This window comes from Blastopirellula sediminis (assembly GCF_020966755.1).
GTDB lineage: Bacteria > Planctomycetota > Planctomycetia > Pirellulales > Pirellulaceae > Blastopirellula > Blastopirellula sediminis.
In genome coordinates this window covers 3,392,243-3,417,697 of the sequence record NZ_JAJKFT010000010.1, presented here as the reverse complement: position 1 = coordinate 3,417,697, position 25,455 = coordinate 3,392,243, and the positions used below count along the sequence as shown (strand labels likewise).

General features: G+C 59.6%; 18 protein-coding genes. 10 read left to right on the top strand and 8 right to left on the bottom strand.

Annotated elements, in window-relative coordinates; all coding sequences use genetic code 11:
- Positions 1-59 precede the first annotated feature (59 nt).
- From galE to LOC68_RS25450, 4 genes are all read left to right on the top strand, one after another.
- A complete protein-coding gene (gene galE / locus LOC68_RS25465) occupies positions 60-1,043 on the top strand; it encodes a UDP-glucose 4-epimerase GalE (protein WP_230224305.1) in 984 nt (327 codons plus the stop codon).
- Between the two features lie 23 nt (positions 1,044-1,066).
- The gene (locus LOC68_RS25460; RefSeq protein WP_230224303.1) at positions 1,067-2,281 is read left to right on the top strand and encodes a 1-acyl-sn-glycerol-3-phosphate acyltransferase; all 1,215 of its coding nucleotides are present in this window, start codon (positions 1,067-1,069) and stop codon (positions 2,279-2,281) included.
- 44 nt (positions 2,282-2,325) lie between these two features.
- Positions 2,326-3,360 (top strand): HD domain-containing protein, encoded by a 1,035-nt coding sequence (locus LOC68_RS25455; RefSeq protein WP_230224301.1) that lies wholly within the window; start codon positions 2,326-2,328, stop codon positions 3,358-3,360.
- A gap of 141 nt (positions 3,361-3,501) precedes the next feature.
- On the top strand, positions 3,502-4,809 hold the full coding sequence (locus tag LOC68_RS25450) for a GGDEF domain-containing protein (RefSeq protein ID WP_230224294.1): 1,308 nt from the start codon (positions 3,502-3,504) through the stop codon (positions 4,807-4,809).
- Here LOC68_RS25450 and prmC read toward each other — a convergent pair.
- The 4 genes from prmC to LOC68_RS25430 form a co-directional block, all read right to left on the bottom strand.
- Entirely contained in the window at positions 4,806-5,666 is an 861-nt protein-coding gene (gene prmC, locus LOC68_RS25445) for a peptide chain release factor N(5)-glutamine methyltransferase (RefSeq protein ID WP_230224293.1), read from the bottom strand. The genes LOC68_RS25450 and prmC overlap by 4 nt on opposite strands.
- Before the next feature lie 67 nt (positions 5,667-5,733).
- Positions 5,734-6,810 (bottom strand): peptide chain release factor 1, encoded by a 1,077-nt coding sequence (prfA, locus tag LOC68_RS25440; RefSeq protein ID WP_230224291.1) that lies wholly within the window; start codon positions 6,808-6,810, stop codon positions 5,734-5,736.
- Between the two features lie 114 nt (positions 6,811-6,924).
- Positions 6,925-7,164: a 50S ribosomal protein L31 gene (gene rpmE, locus LOC68_RS25435; RefSeq protein WP_146434160.1), complete on the bottom strand. Its 240-nt coding sequence runs from the start codon at positions 7,162-7,164 to the stop codon at positions 6,925-6,927.
- 124 nt (positions 7,165-7,288) lie between these two features.
- Entirely contained in the window at positions 7,289-8,275 is a 987-nt protein-coding gene (locus LOC68_RS25430) for a bile acid:sodium symporter family protein (RefSeq protein ID WP_230224289.1), read from the bottom strand.
- Positions 8,276-8,492: 217 nt separating this feature from the next.
- Here LOC68_RS25430 and aroC point away from each other — a divergent pair, with 217 nt between their 5' ends.
- Positions 8,493-9,632, top strand: coding sequence for a chorismate synthase (aroC, locus tag LOC68_RS25425; protein ID WP_230224282.1), 1,140 nt, complete (start codon positions 8,493-8,495; stop codon positions 9,630-9,632).
- A 45-nt stretch (positions 9,633-9,677) separates the two neighbouring features.
- On the top strand, positions 9,678-10,922 hold the full coding sequence (locus LOC68_RS25420; RefSeq protein ID WP_230224280.1) for a hypothetical protein: 1,245 nt from the start codon (positions 9,678-9,680) through the stop codon (positions 10,920-10,922).
- 12 nt (positions 10,923-10,934) lie between these two features.
- Here the strand turns inward: LOC68_RS25420 and LOC68_RS25415 are convergent, their stop codons facing one another.
- The 4 genes from LOC68_RS25415 to LOC68_RS25400 all read right to left on the bottom strand — a co-directional run bounded on the left by LOC68_RS25415 (position 10,935) and on the right by LOC68_RS25400 (position 19,129).
- On the bottom strand, positions 10,935-14,009 hold the full coding sequence (locus LOC68_RS25415) for a cytochrome c biogenesis protein (RefSeq protein ID WP_230224278.1): 3,075 nt from the start codon (positions 14,007-14,009) through the stop codon (positions 10,935-10,937).
- Positions 14,010-14,018: 9 nt separating this feature from the next.
- Complete coding sequence (locus tag LOC68_RS25410) at positions 14,019-17,129, bottom strand: cytochrome c biogenesis protein ResB (RefSeq protein WP_230224271.1); 3,111 nt, start codon at positions 17,127-17,129, stop codon at positions 14,019-14,021.
- 334 nt (positions 17,130-17,463) lie between these two features.
- The gene (locus tag LOC68_RS25405) at positions 17,464-18,738 is read right to left on the bottom strand and encodes a helix-turn-helix domain-containing protein (protein WP_230224262.1); all 1,275 of its coding nucleotides are present in this window, start codon (positions 18,736-18,738) and stop codon (positions 17,464-17,466) included.
- 52 nt (positions 18,739-18,790) lie between these two features.
- Positions 18,791-19,129, bottom strand: coding sequence for a hypothetical protein (locus LOC68_RS25400; protein ID WP_230224251.1), 339 nt, complete (start codon positions 19,127-19,129; stop codon positions 18,791-18,793).
- Positions 19,130-19,843: 714 nt separating this feature from the next.
- Here LOC68_RS25400 and LOC68_RS25395 point away from each other — a divergent pair.
- The 4 genes from LOC68_RS25395 (at position 19,844) to LOC68_RS25380 (ending at position 25,406) form a co-directional block, all read left to right on the top strand.
- Entirely contained in the window at positions 19,844-21,175 is a 1,332-nt protein-coding gene (locus LOC68_RS25395; protein ID WP_230224250.1) for a MotA/TolQ/ExbB proton channel family protein, read from the top strand.
- Positions 21,172-22,956 (top strand): hypothetical protein, encoded by a 1,785-nt coding sequence (locus LOC68_RS25390; RefSeq protein WP_230224249.1) that lies wholly within the window; start codon positions 21,172-21,174, stop codon positions 22,954-22,956. The genes LOC68_RS25395 and LOC68_RS25390 overlap by 4 nt, the downstream gene beginning before the upstream one ends.
- Positions 22,953-23,975: a hypothetical protein gene (locus LOC68_RS25385; protein ID WP_230224247.1), complete on the top strand. Its 1,023-nt coding sequence runs from the start codon at positions 22,953-22,955 to the stop codon at positions 23,973-23,975. The genes LOC68_RS25390 and LOC68_RS25385 overlap by 4 nt, the downstream gene beginning before the upstream one ends.
- 129 nt (positions 23,976-24,104) lie before the next feature.
- Positions 24,105-25,406: a Glu/Leu/Phe/Val family dehydrogenase gene (locus tag LOC68_RS25380; protein WP_255670715.1), complete on the top strand. Its 1,302-nt coding sequence runs from the start codon at positions 24,105-24,107 to the stop codon at positions 25,404-25,406.
- Positions 25,407-25,455: the final 49 nt, after the last annotated feature.

Genomic DNA, 25,455 nt, shown 5'->3' with positions numbered 1-25,455 from the left:
TGGGCGCAACGGATCGCATGACCGCACCCGCACCCCAATACACTGGTAAGGCGCATATCATGAAAGTCCTGGTTTCCGGCGGCGCCGGCTACGTCGGCTCGCATACTGCCCGTCATTTGATGCGGCAAGGACATGACGTCTGGATCTACGACAACCTCTCGCAAGGTCACCGCGGGGCGGTTCCGGCCGACCGTTTGATCGTCGGCGACCTGCACGATGGCCCGCAACTGACGAGCCTGATGCGGGAGTTGAAAATCGAAGCCGTGATGCACTTCGCCGCGAGCGCCCTGGTCGGCGAGTCGGTGACCGATCCAGCCAAATACTATCGCAACAACATCGTCGCGACGCTGTCGCTGCTAGACTCGATGCGGGCCGCCGACGTTCGCCGGATCGTCTTTTCGAGCACCTGCGCCACCTACGGCGAACCCGATCAAATGCCGATTACCGAGTCGACCACGCAGTCGCCGGTCAATCCGTACGGCTTTACCAAGTTGTGCATCGAACACGCATTGGCCGACTACGCTCACGCGTATGGATTCGGCTACGCGGCGCTCCGCTACTTCAACGCTTCCGGCGCATCGCCTGACGGCGACATTGGGGAAGACCATGATCCCGAATCGCACCTGATCCCGATCGTGTTGCAAGTGGCGCTCGGCCAGCGCGAAGCGATTTCGATTTTCGGCGACGATTACCCAACGCCTGACGGAACCTGCATTCGCGACTATATTCATGTCGACGATCTGGCGACCGCCCATCTGACGGCGATGGAAAAGCTGGAGCCCGGCGTGGCGTTGAAGCTGAACCTGGGAACCGGGGAAGGGGTGAGCGTTCGGGAAGTGATCCAAGCTTGTCGCGACGTCACCGGCCACGCGATCCCCGAAAAAATCGCTCCGCGTCGCCCCGGCGACCCGCCGGAACTGGTCGCCGACGCCTCGCTGGCGCTGAAGCAATTGGGTTGGCGTGCGAAATACCTGGACATTCGAAAGACCGTAGAAACCGCGTGGAAGTGGCACGTCGCCCATCCGCACGGCTACGCCGACTAACGAGCAAGTTCGACTCTCCTCCGATGCAGCAGATCGTATTCGAAAAGCCGTACACGTTTATTCCTCCTCATCGCGGCCACTTTTGGCCCGCGTTGATCCAGAGATTGGACTTGTACGGCTATTACCTGCGAAAGAAGGAAGGGGTCGAGAGCTACGAACTTCGCAATCAGCACTTGCTCCGCGAGTCGCTCGACGCGGGGCACGGCGTGATGATGGCGCCGAATCATTGCCGCACCTCCGATCCGCTAACGCTCGGTTATCTGGCGAAAGACGTCGGCTTTCATCTCTACGCAATGGCGAGCTGGCACTTGTTCAACCAAGGTTGGTTCAACTCGCTGGCGATTCGCCTGATGGGCGGCTTCAGCATTTATCGCGAAGGGATCGACCGTCAGGCGATCAATACCGCGATCGACGCGCTGGCGACCGCCGAACGCCCGCTGCTGGTCTTTCCCGAAGGCTCCACCACACGAACCAATGATCGAATTCATGCGCTGCTGGACGGCGTCACCTTTATCGCTCGCGCCGCGGCCAAAAAGCGGGCCAAATCGACCGGCGGCAAAGTCGTGATCCATCCGATCGGCATCAAGTATCTGTTTCGCGGCGATCTGCGCCGCGCGGTTGATCCGGTGCTCACCGAAATCGAACATCGGCTCACCTGGAAGCCGCAAAGCCATCTGCCGCTGTTCGATCGCATCGCAAAAGTCGGCATGGCGCTGCTCGCGCTCAAAGAATCGGAGTACTTCCAGCAAATCCGCACCGGCAGCACGCAGCAGCGGCTCGACAACTTAATCAATCGACTGCTTGGACCGCTCGAAGAAGAGTGGCAATGCCCGCCCGAAGCGCCTGCCGTCGTTCCGCGGGTCAAAGCGCTGCGGATGAAGATCATGCCGGCGATGGTGAAGGAAGCATTGCCGCAGGAAGAACGGAACCGCCGCTGGGACCAGCTGGCTGACATTTATCTGGCCCAACAGCTTTCCTGCTATTTGCCCGATTATCTGGCCGAGTACCCGTCGGTCGATCGCTTGCTCGAAACGGTCGAGCGGTACGAAGAAGATCTGACCGACAAGGTTCGGGTCCATGGCAAGCTGCACGTGGTGATCGACGTCGACCCGGCGATCGAAGTCTCGCCTGAGCGGGATCGCTCGGCGAGCATCGACCCGCTGAGCGAGCTGCTGCGAGATCGACTCGCGGCAAAGCTGGCGAAACTCTCCCGAGAATCGCCGCTGTACCAGGACTGACGAAAACTCTTGAGAGGGGATCGATTCCCGCTAGAATGGCGGACATGAATGACGATCCCCTTTCCATCGCGACGACGCTGGGAGATCTCCGCCCGGGAGAATTCGGCGACGTTTACGTTCAACTGGTCGACCGCCAAGAGCGGATCGGCAAAAACGGCCTACCATATCGACGGCTCGAATTTCGAGACGATCGTCGCCGCGTTTTTGCCATGATCTGGAATGACTCGCAATGGTTCGAAGCGTGCCAGGACGAATGGAAACTGGGCCAGCACTTTAAGGTCCGAGCGATCTACCACGAGTCGCACCGCGGAAAGGAACTGGTACCGCGCAAGATTCGCCCAGTCAACGAAGATGATTTGCGGCAAGGCTTCGATCCGACCCGCTGCCAACCTCGATCGGTAGAGGACCCGGCCGAGCTGTGGGACGCGGCGCTGATGATTTGCCAATGCGATATCCAGGACGAGTCGCTGCGGCAATTGGTAACGACGATCTATACCGAGCAGCGGGAACCGTTGCTGCTCGCGCCGGCGGCGCTCTATCATCATCACTGTTACCAGGGAGGTTTGCTGGAGCACTCGCTCAGCGTCGCCCAGACGGTCATCGATCTAATCGAGCGGCATCGGCATCAACTTCCGCCGCTGCAAGATCGGCCGACGTGTGATCTGGCGATCGCCGGCGCCTTGCTGCACGACGTGGGGAAACTGCTGGAAATCGATCTGGTGCAGGGCGGGGTGGCGACTTCGCTCGATGGCCAGATCCTGGGACACGTTTTGATGGGACGTGACCTGGTACGCGAAACCGGTCAGCGACTCAGAGTTTCGCCCGACTTGCTGAGGCGTTTGGAACTGATCGTGCTAACGCATCAGGATTACTACGCCGACGGCGATTATCGGCGACCGATTTCGTGCGAAGCGCTGCTGGTTCAGCAGGCCGATCGGATCAATTCGGAGCTGCAACGGTTTTCCGCAGCGCTCGCGTCGCCCGGCGAAGGGCCAGTTATACCGAAGGATAACCCGTTTCGACGGGCCATCTTACGAGGCGAGGCCTCCCCCGACGCAGAGGCAAACCGCCAGACGTGACTGCAAGAACCGGCATAACCGGAACACGAATTCCCCGATTTGAGACAGGAACTATTCTTCCCACATTTTACTAACGTAGGCTTCGGCAGCAGCGGTCCGACAAGTCGTCGATCGCAATCGCGAGAAATTTGGGGCTTTAACGTGTTGTGGGTATTCCTAAGTGGGATGATGCTGGCCAATCTGGGAATCGGATTTGGCCTCGCGTTATACCTGCGTCAAGTCGTAGATGAAGGTCGAGCGGTTGTGGCGTTCGACTCGCATCAAGATACGACCGAGGTTGACGCCAGTCGTGAACTCTCGTGCGAATCGGCGAATGCGCCGACTCAAACGACGGTACGCGCACGTGCGATCGCTTCGATTGACGCGATTCCGCCGGAATACATCGGCATGCTCCAGGGAGAATCGATCGTCGCCAACAGCCTGGTCGAAGCTTCGGCCGAAGTGTTGCGACTGGAAGTCGGCAAGTATCGCGACGCTCTCATTGAAATCGACAACCAACTGCGGGCCATGGACGATAGCCCTGACTCTGGTCTGCTGGAAGTTATCACGGTCGAACTGGAAGATCTCAACCGCGACTGGCTCAATAAGCAAGCCGAAGCGGCCAGCACCCTCGATAGCAATCAAGACGCGCTGGGCGAATACTCCGATATTGGCGGCTCGCTCAACATGGTGCTAATGGAGCAGGCCGCTCAGATCGAGACCACGATCAGCAACATCGAACAATTCGACCTGTCGTCCGATCCGGCGGACGGCCGTCGCCGCTTGTTGCAGGAAATCAGCCGCCTGATCGATCTGGCGCACGACCTGCGCGACAAGATGCAAGACACCCTGCTGACGATCTTGCGAGCCGAACGCCGCTTGGCCGACATCGATCGCAAGATGCAATTCGACGGCCTGACGAAACTGCACAACCGTAACGGTTTGGAAGTCGTCTTCTACGAGTGGTGGCGAGCCGACATTCGCCGCGAGCGAATCGTCAGCGTCGGCCTCCTCGACATCGACAACCTCCGCAAGATCAACGAACGTTTCGGCGCGCTGGCGGGCGATCGACTGCTTGCCGAATTCGGCCGACTGTTGGGCGAGCTGATTCGCAAGGACCGCGGCTTTGACATCGTCGCTCGCTCGACCGGGCAACAGTTCGTCATCTTCTTCGGCGACACTGGTCCGCGCAATGCGACCAGTAGCGTCGAACGGATCCGTCAGACGTTGGAAGCGACTCGTTTCAACTTGGACGGCGAAGATGTTGAAATGATGGTCAGCATCGGAATTACCGAGGTGGTCGCCGATGACACCACGACCAAGGTGACGAAGCGTCTGGAAAAGGCGATGCGCGTCGCCAAACGAAACGGCCGCAATTGCACCGTGATCGACGAAGGGAACGGCCCGGCCCCGATCACGCCGCCCGAATACAAAGTGGTCGGGCGAACGATCAACGTCGAAGAACGCTAATTGGCCTTTCGCCGCGCGATCAAGATGCGCGGCAGCTTCGCGAGATCCTTCTCGACGGTCGGCGTCTCGAAGTGCGGACTGCCCGCCAGGATCGCCGTCGCCGCATCCGCGACGACCGGACCAAACTCAATTAAGAGCCAACCGCCAGGCTTCAATCGCGACGGCGCCTGATCCACCAAGGCGCGAATCGCATCCAAGCCATCTTCGCCGCTGAAGAGAGCCCCGTGCGGTTCAAACTGCAGCACGTCCCGCGGCAGCGTCGGCTTTTCAACCAAGCCAATGTACGGCGGATTGCTGACGATCGCGTCGAACGCCGGCGTTTCGGGAAGCGTCGTGAGCAGGTCACCTTCGACAAACTCGATTCGCTCGGCGACACCCAGCTTTTCGGCGTTCTCCGCAGCGACCACAAGCGCCGCAGGGCTAATTTCGATCGCCGTCACGTGCAGCGTCGGCAGTTCCTTCGCCAGCGTGATGGCGACGCAGCCGCTGCCGGTACCGACGTCGCAGATTTGCGGAGCGCCCGTCTTGGCGATTTCACGCAAGCGATCAAGCGCGGCGATCACCAAGTGCTCAGTCTCGGGCCGAGGGATCAGCACGTCCGGCGTGACGCGAAAGTCACGCGAGTAGAACTCTTTACGGCCAAGCAGATAGGCGACCGGCATCCCCGAGGCTCGCTGCTTGACCAGGTTGCGGAACTTCCCGCGGGGCTCGTCGGCGACGACTTCGTCAAACCGCGTGTAAAGCTCGATCCGCTTGCAGCCGAGCGACTGCGCGAGGAGCAGTTCGGCGTCCAAACGGGGAGAGTCCGCCTTTTGCTGCTGCAGGTAGTCAGCGGTCCACTTTAAGAGGCGTCCCACCGTCCATGGCTCTTCCGCCGACATAGCATCTCCCGCGGCTGCGCCTCTGCGGCGTCATTGGGTCAGATTACTCTTCCAGGTCGCCCATGTCGCCGCGCAACTGCTGGCGATCGTAGTCGACCAGGCCATCGATAACCGGCTGCAAGTTGCCGGCGATGATCTGATCGAGCTTGTACAGCGTCAGGTTGATGCGGTGATCGGTGACGCGGTTTTCGGGGAAGTTGTAGGTGCGGATACGTTGGCTGCGATCGCCTGAACCGACCAGCGACTTGCGGTGATCGCTCCGCTCTTTCTCTTCCTTGGCTCGCTTCACTTCGTACAGCTTGGTCTTGAGCAAGCGGAGCGCCTTGGCCAGGTTCTTGTGCTGGCTTCGTTCTTCGCAGCACTGCACGATGACGCCGTCCTTATGGATCAGGCGAACGGCCGACGCCGTCTTGTTCACGTGCTGACCGCCGGGACCACTCGACGCGGCGTAACGCTCGACTTCAAAGTCTTCCGGGTTCAGCTCAAACTCGACGTCTTCCGGTTCCGGCATCACCGCGACGGTGGCGGCCGAAGTGTGAACGCGTCCTTTCGCTTCCGTCTCGGGAACGCGCTGTACGCGATGACCGCCGCTTTCGTACTGCAGCTCGCGGTAGACCCCTTCGCCTTCGACGCTGACCATGATTTCCTTGAAGCCGCCCAGTTCGGTCGGGTTGGCTTCCATCACTTCGTACTTCCACTTCTTCCCTTCGCAGAATCGCTTGTACATTTCGTACAAGTCGCGAGCGAAGAGGGCCGCTTCGTCGCCGCCGGCGCCGCCGCGGATTTCGAGCACGATCTTGGTGCGGTTGGCGTCTTCACCGCCGATCGTCATGTCGAGCAGCTCTTGCCACAGCTTCTCGCGACGAGCCTTCAGAGTCACGATGTCGGCTTCCGCCAACTCGCGCATTTCTTCGTCGTCCCCTTCGAGCAGCTCTTTGGCTTCGGCCAGCTCGTCGATCGTCTTCTTGAAGGTGCGGTACTTGGTCGCCAACTTGGCCAGAGAGCCATGTTCGCGCGCAATGGTCGCCATCTGGTGAGAATTATTCATGACCTCCGGGTCGCTCATTTGCTTTTCGAGCAACTCGAATCGGGCCAGCTTTTCCTCCAGCATCTCACGCATCGGAGAACCTCACGACGATAGGGCGAACAAGTGAAAAAAGTAGTCAGTCAACGAAGAACGCGAGCCTTCCGTGGTCGGAAAGCTCGCGCCGTGCGATAATCGTTGATGCCGTCGCTACTTCTTTTTCTTCTTCGGCTTCTCGAGGCTCGCGTAACCGCTCTTGGCGATCTTGTTCTTGAACTTCTCGATACGTCCGCCCGAGTCGACGAACTTCAGCTTGCCGGTATAGAACGGATGGCAAGCGCTGCAAACGTCAACGACGATTTCTTTACGGGTGCTGCGGGTGGTGAACGAGTTGCCACAACCGCACTTCACGACCGCTTCCTCGTAGCGGGGGTGAATTTTCTCTTTCATGACGGCATCTTCCTGCGTGGTTGGTCGCGAGACGGTACTACCCCGTCTCGTTCACATGTAGTCAATAATCCATCAATCATATCGGTCGTGCCGCCTGACAACAAGGGGAAGCACGCTTCGGAAACTACGCCGCAGAGGGAGTTTCCGCTTCGACCGCCGTCTGGCGACGCAGATGGGCGTCAGCAACCCAAGTATCCATGAATAGCTGACTTACGTGATAGGCGATCAGGGGCAAAATCGCCAGCGGCTGGGACGCATAGAACGTATTGGCGATCCACAGGCCGACCATCAGCGTTTTCTGGCTGCCGGAGATTCCGACCGCGATTTGATCCGCAGGCCGCATTCCGAACGATTTCGCCGAGAAATAGCCGATCGCCAGCGCCGCCGCATGCACGCCGATCACCACGGCCAGCATCACCGCCAACATTCCAACCGGAGGGACCGCCTCCTCCAAGGTTCGCAGCTTCATCCCAGCGCCGATGCAGCCGAGAAAGACCATCGACAAGATCCCCAACTGAGCGATGACGCTCATCGCCGCTCGGTTCGCGGTCGCCCAACGTCCGATCGGCGGCGGAATCCGGCACAGCTGTCCCGCCAGCATCGGAGCGACGACCAGGATCAGCAGCTTCTGGATCATTTCGACCACATTCAGCGACACCGAGCCTCCGGTCGTCAGCTTCAGCCACATCGGCGTCACGGCGAAGCAGAGGAGGTTGGTCACAATCGTCACGACGAGCGCCGCGACGTCGTTTCCGCCTGCTTTTCGGGTCCAAACTGCCGCCGAGGCGAGCGTACAGGGAATCGCCGCCGCGATATTCACGCCGATCCTCAAGTCGCCGGTCACTAGCAGCGAAGCGCCCCAGGCGATCAGCGGCAGCAGCCCGTAGTTGATCGCAGTTCCCAGAACCGGAGGTCCTGGCCTTCGAGCCGCGTCGTGCAAGTCGCCGAACTCGAGCGGAAACGCCATCAAAAAGAGGACGGTGACGACGATCGCGTTTTGCAGGTAGGGGATCTTGGTCAGAAATTCCAGCGTTGGCGAAAATCCAAACCCAACGCCAATCGCCGCCGCCAACAGCAACAGAAACCAATAGCGGCCGACGAAACGAATCACTAGCAGAATCCCCTTGGATGGATATTAACGTCCCAATTGTGAACGGAGTGCGGCTTGCCAACAAGCAATCTATCTTCAAGCTACATCAACAGTTAGAATTGACCCATTGGGCGTCGCTCGCCTGGGCGTCGCTCGCCGGAGGCGAACCAATAGCGACATTCGATGCAGGCTGCCGGACAAAGCGGCCAAGATACCACGTAAGTCAATACAAGATAATATGTTACGCTACAGTACCGCAGGCGAATCGCACGGCAAAACTCTCCTCGCGCTCGTTGACGGGTTCCCGGCCGGCGTTGAGATTGAGACCGATGCGATCGACGCCGACCTGAAGCTTCGCCAAGGAGGCTATGGTCGCGGCGGCCGCCAACGGATCGAAACCGACAAAGTCGAAATCCTGACCGGCATCTGGAAAGGTATTTCGCTCGGCAGCCCGATCGCGCTGCAGGTGATCAACAAAGATTACAAGCTAGAGCGGCTCGAAGATCTCCCACGTCCTCGCCCCGGTCACGGCGATTTGACCGGCGCCATCAAGTTTCTCGGCCCGGTCCGCGGCATTCTGGAACGCGCGAGTGCCCGCGAAACGACGGTTCGCGTCGCTGCCGGCGGTTTGGCGAAGCTGCTGCTGAAGCAGTTCGGCATCACCGCGTTTGGCTACGTCTCGGAACTCGGCGGGGTCAAAATCAACTCGCAAGAAGGCAATTTAGAGCAACTGCACAAGCTGCGTGGCGACAGCATCATCTATTCGCTCAATCCCGACCAAGACGCCGAGATCAAGCAGCTGATTGACGCCACCGGTAAGAGCGGCGATACGCTAGGCGGCATTGTGGAAGTTCGGGTCGACGGAGTACCATTCGGCCTCGGCACCCATGCCCAATGGGACCGAAAGTTGGACGGTCGATTGGCCCAAGCGGTGATGGCGGTTCAAGCGATCAAGGGAGTCGAGATCGGACTCGGTTTCGAGGCGGCGCGTCGCCCCGGTTCGCAGGTCCATGATCCGATTCACTTTGATCCGGAGCATCGCGATCAGCCTCACCTTGGCTACACGCGTCCGACCAACAACGCCGGCGGTTTGGAAGCGGGGATGACGAACGGGCAACCGATCATCATCCGCGCAGCAAAGAAGCCGATCAGCACACTGGCCAAGCCGCTCGATTCGATCAACCTCGATACCAAGGAAAAGCAGGGCGCCTCATACGAACGAAGCGACGTCTGCGCCGTGTCGGCCGCTGCGATCATCGTCGAAAACGTCGTCGCGTTTGAGATCGCAACGGCGCTGGTCGAGAAGTTCGGCGGAGACAGCCTGCAAGAGATGAAAGCTCGCTACGATCTGTTCCAACAGATGGCCCGCGAGCGCTAACGTACATTTACCCATTCGTCGCGCGATACGAACAAGGAAGTTCTGTTGCACGAGTCGACCAGCCGACTACTTTGCCGCTTGGCCTTTCTGGCCATCTGCATCTTGCCGACGTTCGCAACGTTCGGCTGGATCGGCTACCGGCGTAGCTCCTGGGCGCACACGGCGCTCGAGCGGCGACTCTCGGATGAACTGGGTCTGAAGGCGACCTTCGCCAGGGCGTTCAATCCCCGTCCCAGCAAATACGTGCTGGAAGATCTGAAACTGCACGTCGTCCATCAACCGGCCATCGCCATTCCGCTGGTTGAAGCGGAAGAGCAGGGGGGAGTCTGGCGAATTCGCGCCGCTGAGTGCAACCTAAGCTGGTCGCATCGTCGCCGGCTGTGGGAAACTCTCAATGAGCGACTCGCAGTCGCTGGAAACCAGACGATCTCGCTGCAAATCGGCACGGTTCAATTCGACGAACCAGCCATGCCGTCACTAACGAAGTTCGCGGCGGAATCGAATGTCAACGAGTCTGGCGTTCGTCGTTCGTCCGCTCTCTTCACGTTGGAAGGGGTCGAGTCGACGCATCCGATCGTCGCCCAGCTTGACGCCGCCGCGAATCAACACGACATCGACATCGTCTTCGACAGCGGAGACGCCAAGATCCCCAGCAAGATGCTGGCCGCCATCTTTCCGTCGGTACAGGTCTTTGGCGAGGAAGCGACCTATAGCGATATCTACGTGCGTCGTTCCGCCGCAGCCGGCGACCGAACGACGATCCGCGCGAACGTCAACGACATCGAACTGGGAGCGCTCGTCAACAAGCGTTTCGACCACACGTTGGTCGGCAAAGCGAACCTGAATTTACAGGAAGCGGTGCTGGTCAACGGCAAGTTGCAAGCGGCTGACGGCTGGCTGACGAGCGACTCTGGAGGTCGCGTCAGCGTTTCGCTGGTTCAGGACGCTTCGCACTACCTGGGCATTCTGATTTCCGACACGCTGATGCACGATCCCCGCATCGACCAGGTCGGCTTCGACCAGTTGGGAATTCAATTCCAGCTTCGCCCCGGTCAATTGTCGATTCGGGGCTGCTGCGATCAGATGCCCGGCGTGATCCTGGCCAACACGCATCGCGCGCTTGCGCTGCAGCCGGAAGCGAAGTACGTTCCGTCAGCCAGTCTGATTCAGACCCTCGACGCCGACGAAACGGTAACGGTCCCCGCAACGGCCGAAGCGGCGAAGCTGCTTGACTTGCTCGTCGTTCCGGCTGTCGCCGAAGAGCCGAGCTACGAAGAGCTGCGGCGATAGTCTCGCGGTCGACTACTTCGAGACTTCTTCGGTTTCTTCTTCCGACTTGGAATCGGACGACTCGGCGATGACCATCTCTTCATCGTCCTCCACGAGACGCGAGACGTTGTCGGTCTGGTGCGTCGCCGGTTTGACGACGTTGGTCACCTGGAAACGAACCGCGGCGAGGCCGAGGTAAACCAGGTTTAGCGCGACGAAGCCGAGGACGTATCCCTGACCCCCTTCGCCGAAGCCGTACGAGTGGAGACCAACCGCCTGACCGCCGCTGAACATCGGCAGCAGGAAGTTCACTCCATACCACGAGAAGACGATCATCGTGAAACCGAGAATCGTCCCGACGACCAGGCCGAAGTTGTTGAACCAGCCGGCGAAGCGGCCGTGCAAAATCGCCAAGTAAACCAACAGCGAGATCAAAGCCCAAACTTCTTTCGGGTCCCAACCCCAGAAACGTCCCCAAGAGACGTCAGCCCACAGACCGCCCAAGATCGTCCCGGTCGCCAAGAGCAACACCGAGACCTGAATCGCGCGGTAGCAGTAACCAGCCAAGATGGCGCACTGTTCCGGCGGACGATAGCCGAGTTCCGCTTGCGCCTGATGAGCCGGACGGAAACCGTCCGGAGTATTCACCGGATCAACCGGCGGACGATACTTGCCGAACATGTAGAAGAACAAGGCGATCACGCCGAGCGCCCATGACAACATCCCAGCGCCGTAGCTGGCGACGATCGTCAGCACGTGCACCGTGAGCCACATATTCGAGCGCAACACCGGCTGCAGCGGCGAGAAGTTCTCGTCCAGCACCGGGGCGAACGACGCGACGCAGAAGAAGAAGGTCGCGGCGCCCGAGGCGGCCAGGCCAAAGTACGAACGTTCCAGCACCGCCGGCAGACTGGTCGAAATGCTCCGATTCACCAACCAATCCCGCGGGATGAAGTAGACCGCATACAAGCTGCTCGCCAGCAGTCGCGGCACAAAGTAGACGGTGATCAACAACGTCAGCATCTTCACCAGCCAGATCGCGGCGTCTTTTCCAACGTTGGACGACAGCGTGAAAGCGGTCAGTGGGTTCAGGTCGGAAATGATCGGACGATTGCCGTCGCTGTAGAGTGCGAAGGCCAACATCCAGACGGTGAGGACCATCAGCGGAATGCGAGTCACCGAGGCGACGATTCCCATCACGTTCCAAGCCGACGCTCCTTGCGTTTCGAGTTGGCTTGCGGTCAGCGGAGTCGCTTCCGGAGTGCCAGGACATGCCGTTGCACGCCACGCTTCAAGTCGCCCCCGATCGATCAGCGGCAACAGCAAGAACGCCGCGCCCAAAACGGCGACGACCCACGGCACGAAGACGACCGTCTCGTACATGTTGGTCACCGGCGCCCAGCCGCTAATCGTGATGCGGAGATAAAACGCATAGGTCGACCAGACGATCGCCGTCACCAGGAGTGCAGTCCCCGACCAGAACATCACCTTCCGCATGACGCCGAACGAGAGGGAATAGCAGAGCGTGGCGCCCAAACAGATGATCCAGGCGATCATGAACGGGTCGAGCGCGTTGTAGCGAACTTCGGCCGCGATCCGCGGGCTGTCGGCCGGCGGATAGGCGGTATAGGCGAGGATATGTTCGTCCTGCTGATCTTCCGCGACCAGTTTGCGACGTGCAACGTCGGTCTGTTCGCCGATCGAACGGAGTGCGGCGGCCAATTGCACCTGCGCCTCTTCGGTCGGCTCGCCGGCGACGTATTCGCTGGCCAGGTTCTTCCAGGCCGCTTTGACCTGATTGATCTTGTCTTGCGGATATCCTTTCAGCACTTCGCCGGAGCCATACAGGATGGTCGTCAAACCGAGCCACGGCTGAGCCATGTTTTCGGTGTCGCGATCTTTCTTCAGCGCCGCGGCGTTCAGGGCCGGCGCCACGTAAAGCGTGCCGGTGAGGTTGCGGTTGAACTTTTTGACCAGGTCCGAACCTTCATACAGGCCCAGCTGCATTTCGAGGCCGAGTCGATCGAGCTCGCTCGTCTTCACCAGCATTTCCTGGAACATCGGCTTGATCGTCTCGTACTGCGAACGACTTAGCGTCTGCTGCGTATCGGCCCGATCGCGTTCGGTTCGGAGCAACTCGGCCAGCTCGTGAGCCGAAGCGCGGAAGTCGGCGACCAGCGGCTCGACTTCGGCCAGAGTCGGCGGATCTTCCGGCTGCAGCGGATCCTCATTGGTGTTTTCCAAAAACTCGTGCGCGTCGATCTGAGCGTTGACCAGCATCGAGAACAAGGCGCGATACGAAGTGAGCAGCCGGTTGGCGGAGAGGGCCATCGGCGATTCGCCGCCGAGCTGCATCAGCATCTGAAATTGATCTTCGAGCGTTTGATTCTTGACGTTCGGCTCTTGCGACATCACCTTCGCGGCGGCCATCACGCTGTAGAACAAGCGATCGCGTCCGCCGGGCATCGGCATCGCTTCGTTCAGCGTAATCGACAAGCGAGGATCAAACGTCACGTCGCGGTAGAGCGCGTACTTCATCAGCACGTCCCACACTTTCTCTTCCGCCGGCGTCATGGCGAAGTCTTTTCCTTCCGCCTTGCGACGCGTATCGATCTCGAGCAGGAACTTGCGGAGCGCGACCGAGTGGGTGATTTCGTACGGCGAGACGAAACGGAGTCGCTTGCCGGACGGACCGTTCACTTGCAGCCCAAGCGCCTTGCGCACGTCTTCATGCTCGGCAATGATAAAGGGAACGCGTTCCCACTTTTGCGGTTCGGCCAACCAGCTAAGCAGCAATTCGGACGGCTGGAACTTCCGTTCCTTTCCTTCCGGCAAGATCGACATCGCGCCGGAGTAATCGGACTTGATCAGCTCGTCCATCACGTAGTAGTCGTTCAGATTCAACTTCACCGACGTTTTGTCGTGCGAAGTGATCTCTTCCACCACGAGGTTGGCCAACGTATCCAGCGGCTTCACGCGACCGTTGTGATAGACCGGCAGTTCTTTCCAGATCGTCGCATCAAACTTTTCGGCGGCGACGACAGGGGCGAACCACAGGGCGACCAGCGCAAGACTGACGGCCGAGAGTAGGGGGCGAATCGACTTCATGGCATCTTCCTAGGACTTGCCGACCATGTCGGTAAGCTTGGTCTCTGCTGCGTTAGGACGGCGAGAGTCAACCGGCGACTCTTCCCGTTTGCGCGGCTTGAAAAAGTAAGCCCGCATGTAAAACATCGTGGCGATTCCCAGAATCACCAACAAACAACCCCAGTAGCGGAGGGCCGAACCGGGATCATGATTCACGGTAAAGACCGACGCGTAGATTTCTTCGTCGTTCCGTTCGGTCTTGGAGAATTGAGCGTATTGCGGCGAGCCCGGCTTGAACGGCCCCTGGAAACTTTCCTGGAAGACGTGCAAGTCGCGGCGATAGGTCGGATCGCGGAACGCGTCCGGCGCGTTCATCGTGATCCAGACGTTTTCTTTGATCACGGCGCTCTGGGTCCACATCAGCTTGCCGTCGACCAGGGCGGCGCCACGGGGAGCTTTGACCATTTCGGTCGCGACGTCCTCGTCGTTCCCCTCGCCGTCGAGCTTGATTCGGCGGACGCGGGTCAAAACTTCACGCGGCTTGGTCCGGTCGAAGGTCGGGTCGCTCAAATGCTTGCGCGAGGTCGGATCGCTCGGATTCGGCTGAATGTCGGTCCAGTAGAGATAGTCGTCGCTGATCGCCAGCGAGTTCGGCATTCCCTTACCTGCCGAGCCAAGGAACGGCGCCTTGTCGAGCATGCTGCCGTCGGTCGTCGCTCCCCGGATCACGTTCTTCGCCTGGTCGGTCCAGTAGACATTCCCGGTCGCCGGATCAACGACGACGTCGGTTGCGCGTCCCTCGGGAATCGCGACCCAATCGGGCGTCAGCTCAGTGCCATCCAAATGCATCCGCCCCACGTAACCGGAGGCGTCGTTGGTGTAGTAGATCCAATTGCGCTCGTTATCGATGGCGATTCCGCTCGGTCGTCCCGCAAACGTCATCACGCTTCCCGGGGCCGAACCGTCGAGATTGGCGCTGCGAATCACCCCCTCGTCGCCGGAACGTCCTTTGCGCCAATCGGTCCAGTAGAGCTTGCCACCCTTCGCATCGCACGCGATCTGTTGCGGGTTGTTCAAACCGAACGGAATGATCTTCTTCGCTTGCTCGAAGTCGCCTGACTCGAGCGCGGCGATCGGCATGCTCCAGATCGCCGCCGGCGAACCGTTGTCGACCCAATAGATCTGACCGTCGCCGCTGGCGATGTCGCTCGGCGAGTTGCTGTCGATCGTCAACGGAAACTCAACTCGCTTCGTGCTGCTCGTGGCCGGGTCCCAGATCATCAGCCAACGATCACGGACGCGATCGACATAGTGGACGTCGCTGGAATAGTGCGACGGCTGCGCGGTGCCGGGATCGAGACGACGCTCAAACTTTTCGAGGAAGATGCGGAAGCCGATGTCGTACGACTCAATTGGCATCGCCAAGGTCAGCGTCGTATCGCCGACCTTCATCACGTGCTTTGTGCTCTCGTCGACATGGCCGGCGTTCGGATCGCCGAAGTGAGCCTGAATCCAGAACTCGTCCGACATGTCTCCCTTGGTCAATCGGACCAGCGCCGCCGGAGTCGGCATTTGCATCTTGGGATTGAACGGATCGCGAACCGCGGTCGACGAAGGTTTGTCGGCCGGGACGTAGCTCTCAACGTACATCTTCAGCTGCGCGATCGGCATCTTGAAGGCGTCGACCGCCTCTTCTTTGCCGCCGCCAAGCGGCAATTCGCCCGACGCGACCACTTCCTTTCGATTCCAGTAGCGATAGAAGAGCCGCTTCGTTTCGCCATCCTTGTCGACCCCTTGGATCACGTCGATCCGCGAACCGCCAGGGCCGCTCGCTTGCAATAGTTGAGCGGCGTCTCTTTCGCCATGATTAAACCAGTACGAACCGTAGACTTCGGCGTCGTAGGCTTGAGCGTTGAAGTTCGGCATATCGGCGAGCAGGACCAGCTCGTCGTACGGCTTACCATCTTTGGTCAATTCGATTCGAACGGTCGGGTTCTGCGGGACTTCGCTCTGTTCGCCATCGCCCCAGAGGATGCCTCCGTTCGGTTTGCGGCTCGGAACGGCCGACGGCATGAAGGAGATTACCTCGTACGCGTAGGGAGTTCCTTCGAGCGGGGTCGGATCCTTGTCGATCGCTTCGGCAATGTTGATTTCAAAACGTTTGCCGCCGGCGAAGAGAACCGCTTGTCCCTTCTCGCCGATCTCACCCTTCGGCCCACCTTCCAGGAAGGCGACCGTCGCCGCGCGATCAGGAGCGATCGCCATCGTGAACGCCCCGGCGCCCATCGGCTGCCGATCTCCCACGCCAAACTTGTATTGCGTATCGCCGTCGACCTCATGCACGCCGAGCTTGACCGGAACCCATTGCATGTCGCCAGCGACCATCTGGCCATTGGCGTCCATCTTTCGCCCGGCCGGCATGCTCAAACGCATTTCAACCGACGGAATCCCATCTTCCCAATGGCTGTCGCCGTAATAGTCGAGGACTTCGAGCTTGATGTCGCCATCGGCGTAAACGACGTCTCCCTTGTGATTTCGGCTGGCCAGATAGAACAACGGCGAAAAGAGATTCGCCACTTCCGGCTTCGCGACTTCGATGTTTTGAAAGCCTTCTTGATAGTCGTCCCAGCTGAACGGGCCCGGCTTGAACGGGATGTCGACTTCGACGCTCTCCGCCGGATCAAGCGGCGAGCCGATTTGACGATCGATCCGCAGCGCGAAGCGGTAATGATCCGGCTCAAACGCGCGGATGTCCGAGACGTTGTTTTCCCAAACGCTCACTTGCGAGTCGATTCGCCAGACCCGACTGACGACCCCGCTGAAGAGCAAAACCAACAGGCCGATGTGCGTGATCACAAAACCAGTCTGATGACGCTTCCAAGGAAAGCGAATTGCGGCGGCGCAGAAGATGTTGATCGCCAACAGCACGTAGAGGAGCGAGAACCACCACGACTGATAAACGTAAAACTGCACCACGTTGGTGTTAAACGCCGCTTCGACCGCCGTCGCGATCCCCAGGGTCAGCGCCATCCCAAACAGCAAGATCACCGCCAGTTGCAGGGACGCGGCGATTTCGTACAGACGCAACACTCCCCAGACGAAAAGATTTTGGTCAGAGGAGGCCAGTTTCGGTCGAGCCATGCGGTTATATGTTCGCCAGCGTTGAGTTGTGTCGGCAATTTAAGGCGTTGTGCGGCGGGACCAGGCTTCGTCAGCGACGCTGACTTCGCTTGGCGGTCAAAACGCCATCAGATACGGCGCCGAGAGAAGCATCCCCCCTCGACACGCGGAGAAATAAGTCCGCAACTAGTAGATTATAGCGCGGCCAGGGGGAAAAGATACCGCAGGCGCGGCGCTACCAGCCGATTAAGTCGTTCGGTTGTAACGATTGCAGCAAACAGCAGTTACGAAAAAAGCCGCGAGAGGTCTCGCGGCTTCTTAAATTGGTTTGCGGGGATCCCGGATTGGCCCGGAATTAGACCCCCATCAAGCTGATGATCCCGTCCATAATCGAGCTGTTGATCGCGTACGGCTGATCGAACGACCACATGTTGCGAACCAGGTCGGTCACCATCAAGCCCGCGACCAGTACCAGGGCGGCCGTCGCTGCCAGGCTGATGATGTTCAGCACGCTGTAGGGAGCTTCCACCGGAGCGGCCGCCGAAGGAACGCCGGCGGAGGTCACCTCCATCGTGCCGCCATCGTCGATCGGCTCCAAGCCAGCTTCCGCCGCGGCGAAATCGCCATCATCGATGCCGCTGCCGAACAGCGCCGATTCCGAACCAATCGAGTCCGAATCGAGCGCGATCACCTGCGAACCGCTGTCGTCGTCATCCAGCTCCCCTTCGACCGGGGTGAGCAGGAAGTCGTCTTCGCCGGCGCCCTTGGCCGAAAGGCCGGAAGCGATGTCTTGATCGACTTCGACGCCCGAATCGCCGGCCAGGTCGAAGGCGTCGACCTTCGAGCCGGAAAGATCCAACGGTTCCATGCCGATGTCGATGCCGCTGTCGGCCGGATCGACCAGACTCACGCCGCTGTCGCCGGCATCGAGGGTCAATTCGCCGCTATCGAGATCGTCGATCGCCGAAATCGCACTTTCGCCCAGGTCGAGATCGTCTTCGCCCAACGCCAGGCTGACGCCCGAGCCGGTCCCTTCGGGATCTCGTTTTTCAGTGCCGATACCGACGTCATCTTTGTCCATCGGAGCCAGAAGCAACTCATCGTCATCGTCTTCGGCGTCAACCGGAACGTTGATCGACGAGCTGTTGAGAACGTCCGAACCTTCCAGATCGAGGTTCAGGTTGCTGTTCGTGTCCGAAGCAGGATCAATGGCGCTGGAACCTTCAAAGCCGAGCTCGATATCGCTATCAGCCAGCTTCAGGTCGCTACCGCCGACAGAAAGCTCATCGCCGATGATAATCCCCGACTCGCCGCTGCGACCTTCGTCTTGAACGAGGAGCGAATCGATTTCGCCCGACGAACCGTCATCGCCGCCGAGCGACAATTCGAATTCGCTGTCGTCATCGGAGTCGCTGGGGGATTCGATCAGATCTTCACCGCTGTCGCCGTGGCTGGAAAGACCGCCCGAAGCGAGCTCGGATTTGATCCGTTCGATTTCGGTTTCTTTGAATTTCCAGCTCGCCCCATCGCGATATCCGTGGATCTCGTTGCGTGATCGCATTTCGACCAGCTGCTCTTCCGAGATGCCCAGGATTTGAGCTGCTTCGCTGAGGGGGATTAATTTGGCCATGCCAGGCTCCGGTTTATCAAATCGTAAGTGCCCGGCTGCCTGAGCGAATTGCTTAGGGTCGGCCGAGCGATGCTTTAATTTCGCTTGGACTCGGGTTGGTGCTGTTGTGCGCTTCCAGCAACAAATCCCAGTGTAGATTGCGAACGCTCTTGAGAGAAATCTTTCCGGTCAGTCCATCAACATGATAGACGCCCATCACTCTCGTTTGCGGATCAATCAGGACAACCTGCTGCATTCCCGCCGCCGTATTGGTGGAGTGGGAAATTAGCGAACCGCTTGGCATCGCCGCATACGGAGCTTGCGCTTGGGCTGGGGTAGGAGGACTATCCAACCAAGCGACGACAAAGATGAGGCTCAGGACAAGGGTAAAGCCCAACACCGCACTACGCATAAACCACCTACTCTTCGTGGATTGCGGAATCGGACCTCCTCTATTCTAGAAGCCCGTTTCCTCGATGCAACTCTTTCGTCCCCAAACGCTAGCGGCCAGTCGCTTTCGCAATTGGCGATCCTCCGGACGAATGGGGCCGCCGAAGCGGTGACAAGCCCGTAAGCCATTCAAGCAAAAAGACTTACGACTGCGACCACTTCCGCTTCCAGATTCCCTCCGGCGTGAGACGAGCGCATCCTACCGGCAGCCCGGAAATGCAGGCAATGTCAATCCATCGCTCACCGCGGCAAGAGGGGGGAGCGGCTTGAGAGGGTCAAGAAATAAAAGAAGTTCGGTGGAGCCAAGCGGGCTCCAGCCGAACTTTCATTCCCCCCCGGGATTTATTTGTGCTTCGCTTCGGCCCAAACCTGATGTAACTCAAGTGAGCGTAGCGATTTGCGTCAGATGGATGTCGTTTGCGACAAAAGAAGTTATCGGCAGGCGGTCGCGCCGACATTCACGTTCTTTTCCACAAAACCGGCAAAAGTTGCTGAATTCGTCCCCCACCTCTTGCTAGCAATCAAAAACCACCTCGCATTGACGTCGCGACGCTGGTTTCCTACTCATTGCGCCAACAAATCCTCAAACCCATGCCGCGGTTGTTCCGATTATGACGATTGTGCGGACATACCTCTCTGGCCGCTCGATGGCGCCGCGTAGGAAGGACAGAAATCGGTGACTGCAAGAAACACCTCGAAGTTCTGGTACAACATCAGCGGAAAACTTGGCTGGCCGGTCGCTCTTGGCCTGGCTGCCTCGGCTGGGTTCTACGCCCTGATCAACCAAGGCGTTATTAATAGCCCGCTGGTCGTCCGCTATTTCGCCGGACACCCGGTCGAATACATCGAAACGGCGATGTTCTTCGTCGGCCTCGCCGCGATCCTGTTGAAACTGCAGGATGTCGGTCGCGAATTGGCTTCGGTCGGCAAGATCGAACTCCCCGCGCCGCCGCGCGACGGTCAGATGATTGAAGAAGCGGCCAGCCTGCTCGATCAATTAGAAGAATATCCGCAGCGATTGCAGCGTCATTCGCTTTGGCGTCGACTCTTCCAGGGGATCGAACATGTCCATGTCAGCGGTAACGCCGCCGCCCTGCAGGAAGAACTGAAATACTTCGCCGATCAAGACGCCGAGCGAGCCTATCAAAGCTACTCGCTCGTTCGCATCGTGATCTGGGCGACGCCGATGCTCGGCTTTTTGGGTACGGTTATCGGCATCACGTTGGCCCTCGGCAATCTGTCGCCGGAAGCGCTTGTGAACGAACCGAAAGCGGCGATGGAAAGCCTGCTCGCCGGTTTGAGCGTCGCGTTCGATACGACTGCGCTCGCCCTCTCTCTCTCCATCTTCCTGATGTTCGCTCAGTTCGTTTGCGATCGCGTGGAGAATGAACTGATCACCGTCGTCGACGCCGCCGCTTCGGCTCAGCTCAACGGCCGCTTCCAGCAAGCCGGCGGCAGCCGCGACCCGAGTGTCGCCGCGATTCAGCGGATGGCCGAACGGATGATGAACGCGACCGAACAGTTGGTCGAACGACAAACGCAACTCTGGCGAAACACGATCGACGGCGCCCATCACCACTGGGAAGAAATCGTCGGCGCCAGCAAACGTCAGTTGGAAGACTCGCTGACCGCCGCGTTGTCCGGCTCGCTCGAACGCCATGCGATCGCCCTGGCCAACGCCGAACAACAAGTGATTCGCGACATCCGCGTCGACTGGCAAGACTTCCAATCGGCCCTGGACGCTAACGCTCGTTTGATGCGTGAACAACAAGATCAGCTGTCGCAACAAGGAGAAATCATGTTGCGAGCGGTGGAAGCGGTCGGCGAAATCGCTTCGCTGGAACAAACCCTCAGCCGCAACCTCGATTCGCTGGCCGGCGCCGGTCACTTTGAAGAGACCGTCCTTAGCCTCGCCGCGACGATCAACTTGCTGAACAACCGAATCGGCGACTCCGGCAGTCGTCGTATCGAACTGGAGAAGAAGCCCTCGCAAGGTCACGCGGCATGAGCCGAGCCCACGCACGACGCAATAGCTTAGAAATCTCCCTGTTTCCGTTCCTGGCGGTCCTCATTTGCACGGTCGGCGCGCTGATCGTGCTGTTGGTCGTGTTGGTGCAACAGGCTCGGGCCTCGGCCGACGCTGCGCCGGTGGAAGTGGAAACGGCGCCGGCGCCGGTCACCCCAGGGGTTCCGCTGGCCGATTTGGAAGAACTGCGTCGTCTGCGTGCGGAACAACATGAACAGCTCGAAAACGAACGTCTGCAACTGAGCGGCATCGAAGATCATATTCGCCGTCTGGCCGCCGAAATCCGGGGGCTCGACGAACAAGTCAAACTGCTCGAACAGCAGCGCGACGCCAAGATGTCGGACGAAGCCGACATCGACCGCAAGCTGGCCGAAGTTCGCCAACAATTGGCCGACGCCCAGCAGAAGCTGGAAGAAGAACGCGAGAAAGCGGCGCAGAAAAAGCCTTCTTACGCCCTCATTCCGTATGACGGTCCTCACGGTACGCGGCGCCAACCGATCTATATCGAGTGCACCGGCGATCGGGTCATTCTGCAGCCGGAAGGAATCGAACTGTACGGCGCCGACTTTCGCCCGCCGCTTGGCGCCGGCAATCCGCTCGACGCCGCCTTGCGTGCGATTCGCGAATACCGGCTGAAGCAAAACCCCAATTCGCCCGATCCCTATCCGCTGTTGGTCGTTCGCCCGAAAGGCGCCGAGTCCTACGCCGCCGCCCGCGAAGCGATGCTTTCGTGGGACGCGGAATTCGGCTACGAACTGGTCAACGACGAACTGAACCTGGAGTATCCCCCGTCCGATCCTTTCCTCGCCCAAACGTTGATGCAGACGGTCGAGATCGCTCGTCGCCGCAAGCTCGCCGTGATGCGTGCGGCGCCGCGTGAATATGGTCGCGTCGAAGATGCCGGCCTGCTCACGGCGACCAGTCGCGGTGGGTTCACCCCCAGCGGCGGCGGACGGAACGACGAAGGCTCGCCGTTCGGCAAGAACAGCTTCCTCGAACAAGGCGCTCCGCTTGGCGGCGAGTTCGAAGGTCAGTACAGCGGACAACCGGGCGCCGGCTCGCGAGTAACCGGAGGGCCGAATAGCGACGCGACGTTTGATCGTTCGCAAGGAACCGGCGGCGGTTCGCAACAATTCGATCGCGCGTCGAGCGGCGGAAAAGGAACGATGGCGGCGTCGCTCCCCGGCGGCTACATGACCGAAGCGCAGCGGAACGCTCAAGGCCCACAACTTAGCGGCGCGGACGGACAAAACGCGATGTCGCTGCCGGCCGGTTCGACCGACGGCAAACAAGGAAATCCCAACGGCGACAGCACCACCAGCGGCGGTTACGGATCGCCTCAAGGGGCTTCGGCCGGCGGACAACAAGGGGGAAGCCCCAGTAGCGGAGGCGCGCCAGCGCCGCCTCAATCGCTCGCCAATACGCGTGGTCGCAACTGGGCGTTGCCGGGCCAATCGGCTCGCGCGACCGGAATCACGCGTCCGATCCATGTGGTCGTGGCGGCCGACAGGATCGTGCTGGTTCCCGAAAAAGGAAGCACCAAGCAGCCGCAAGTCGTGCTGCTGCGATCGGACGTCCGCGGCGGAATCGACGAGTTCGTTTCGCAAGTCTGGTCGCGAATCGATGACTGGGGAATCGGTGGACGCGGCATCTACTGGAAGCCGACTCTTAAGGTCGACGTTCAGCCAGGCGCCGAGCGCAACTTTGCAGAACTGTCGGCGCTGCTCAACGGCAGCGGCCTGGAGGTAGAGCGCAACCAATGAGACGCCCCGTTCGATCTCGCGATTCGTCCGAACCGTCGCTCGACTCCTTTCTGGACGTCGTGACCAACTTGGTCGGCATTTTGATCATTTTGATCATGGTCATCAGCATCACGGCGCATGAAGCGGTTACTGACGCCAAAGCTGCGCCGACGACGCCTTCGCCGATCGTCGAACCTCAGGAAGAAACCGGCTCGCTGGGAGAAGCGCTCGCGCTGAAAGCCGAACTTGATCAGATTACGCGTCAGCGAACCGCCGTTCGCCAAGAGCTTGAGCAGAAGTTCTCGGATCGCAACCAGATGCAGTTCGTGTTGACTGCCGCCAACACGGCGATCGAAAAGCGCCGCGAAGAACTGGGAAGCGTGCAGCAAAACGACTTCGATCGAAATCGCGAACTGCTGGCCGAGAAAGCGAAACTGAACGAAGTTTTCACGACGCTCGAAAGCCTCGAGAACTTCCAGCCGGAGTCGGTCGTGCTAAAGCATTACCCGACGCCGATGGCGAAGACCGTTTTTGGTCGCGAAGAGCATTTTCGATTGCTCAACGGCCGCATCACCTTCGTCCCGCTCAATTCGCTGGTCGATCAATTGAAAGCGGACGCCGAACATAATGCGAACCAGCTGCGCGAAACGAGTTCGATCACGCGGACCGTCGGCCCGATCAGCGGCTTCTATTGTCGCTACGTCTTGAATCGCAACGCCTACTCGGTCGATACCAAGATGGGCGCCGCTCGTCGCGAAGTAGTCGAGCTCGATCACTTCGTCCTCGTGCCGGTCTCCGAAAACCTGGGCGAACCGTTCGAGCAGGCGATGAAGCCGAATTCCGACTTCATGCAGCGCTTGGCCGCGTGCGACCCGCAGCGGACTACCATCACGTTGTGGGCCTATCCCGACAGCTTTGAAGAGTTCCGCCAGCTGAAGCTGATGCTGGTCGAACGGGGCTTTGCGACCGCCGGTCGACCGCTGCCGGCCGACCATCCGATCGGCGGCTCCCCCCAAGGCTCGCGTTCTTCGGCGGAATAGCCGCCACTCGGCCTACTGAAAATTAACAACCCTTAACCGGGTTTTTACGGAGCCCGAATTGACGATTTCTAGGACTAGGTATACCGTTACCTTAGTCCAACTGAATCGCAACTCCCGGGATTCGCTGCCATGGATCAGATAGCGCATGACATTTTCTCGCATGCTGTCGCCCGCTTGGACAAAGCCTTCCTGCACGCCGACATCGACCAGGAAGCGGTCCACCGTCTGAAGCATCCCAAGCAAGTATTGGAAGTGACCATTCCGGTCCGGATGGACGATGGGTCGCTGCGGATCTTTACCGGCTACCGCGTTCGCCACGATGCGACCCGCGGGCCAACCAAGGGAGGCATCCGCTTTCACCCCAATGTCGACCTCGCCGAGGTCAAAGCGCTCGCCTTCTGGATGACCTTCAAGTGTGCGGTCGCCAATCTTCCGTACGGAGGAGGGAAGGGGGGCGTCATCGTCGATCCGAAAGAGCTATCGCGGCTCGAACTGGAACGACTCTCCCGCGGCTACATCGAACGGATCGCCGACTTTATCGGCCCGGAAGTCGACGTCCCAGCGCCCGACGTTTATACCAACGCCATGATCATGGGCTGGATGATGGACGAATACTCGAAGATTCGTCGCCAACACACGCCGGCCGTGATCACCGGAAAACCGATTCCGCTCGGCGGCAGTCTTGGCCGCGACGACGCGACCGGCCGCGGCGCCTATTACTGCATCAAAGAGCTCGAATCGAAGCGAGGCTGGAAGCCGGAGCACCAGAAGGTCGCGGTGCAAGGTTTCGGCAACGCCGGCCAGGCGGTCGCCCGCCTATTGCACGCCGACGGCTATAACGTCGTCGCCGTCAGCGATTCGCGCGGTGGAATCTACAAAGAGACCGGCTTCGACGTCCCCAGCTTGGCGCATGTCAAAAACGAGTCGCGACGCTTGCAAGCGGTCTACTGCGAAGGCTCCCTCTGCGAAGCGATCTCGGCCGACATCATCACGAACGAAGAGCTGCTGGAACTCGACGTCGACATCCTGATTCCGGCCGCTCTGGAGAACGTCATCACCGGAGAGAACGCCCCCCGGATCAAAGCGGAGCTAATCGTCGAAGCGGCCAACGGCCCCCTCTCCGACGAAGCGGACGATATCCTCAACGACAAGGGAACGCTGGTCATCCCCGATATTCTGGCGAACGCCGGCGGCGTGACGGTCAGCTATTTCGAGTGGACGCAAAATAGGGCCGGCTACTACTGGCCGCTCGAACTGGTTCACCAGCGACTCCACGAGACGATGTCTCGCGAGTTCAACGTCGTCTTCAACCTGGCCAACCAGAAAGAGATCGACATGCGCACCGCCGCGTACGTCGTAGCGCTCAACCGCATCGGCGAAGCGATCGCGTCGCAAGGAACCGCTCAGTATTTCACCGCCCAGGAAGACTAAGCAGGAGGGCGTCACGGCTCTGTGAGCCGTGACGCCCTGTTTTCTTCCC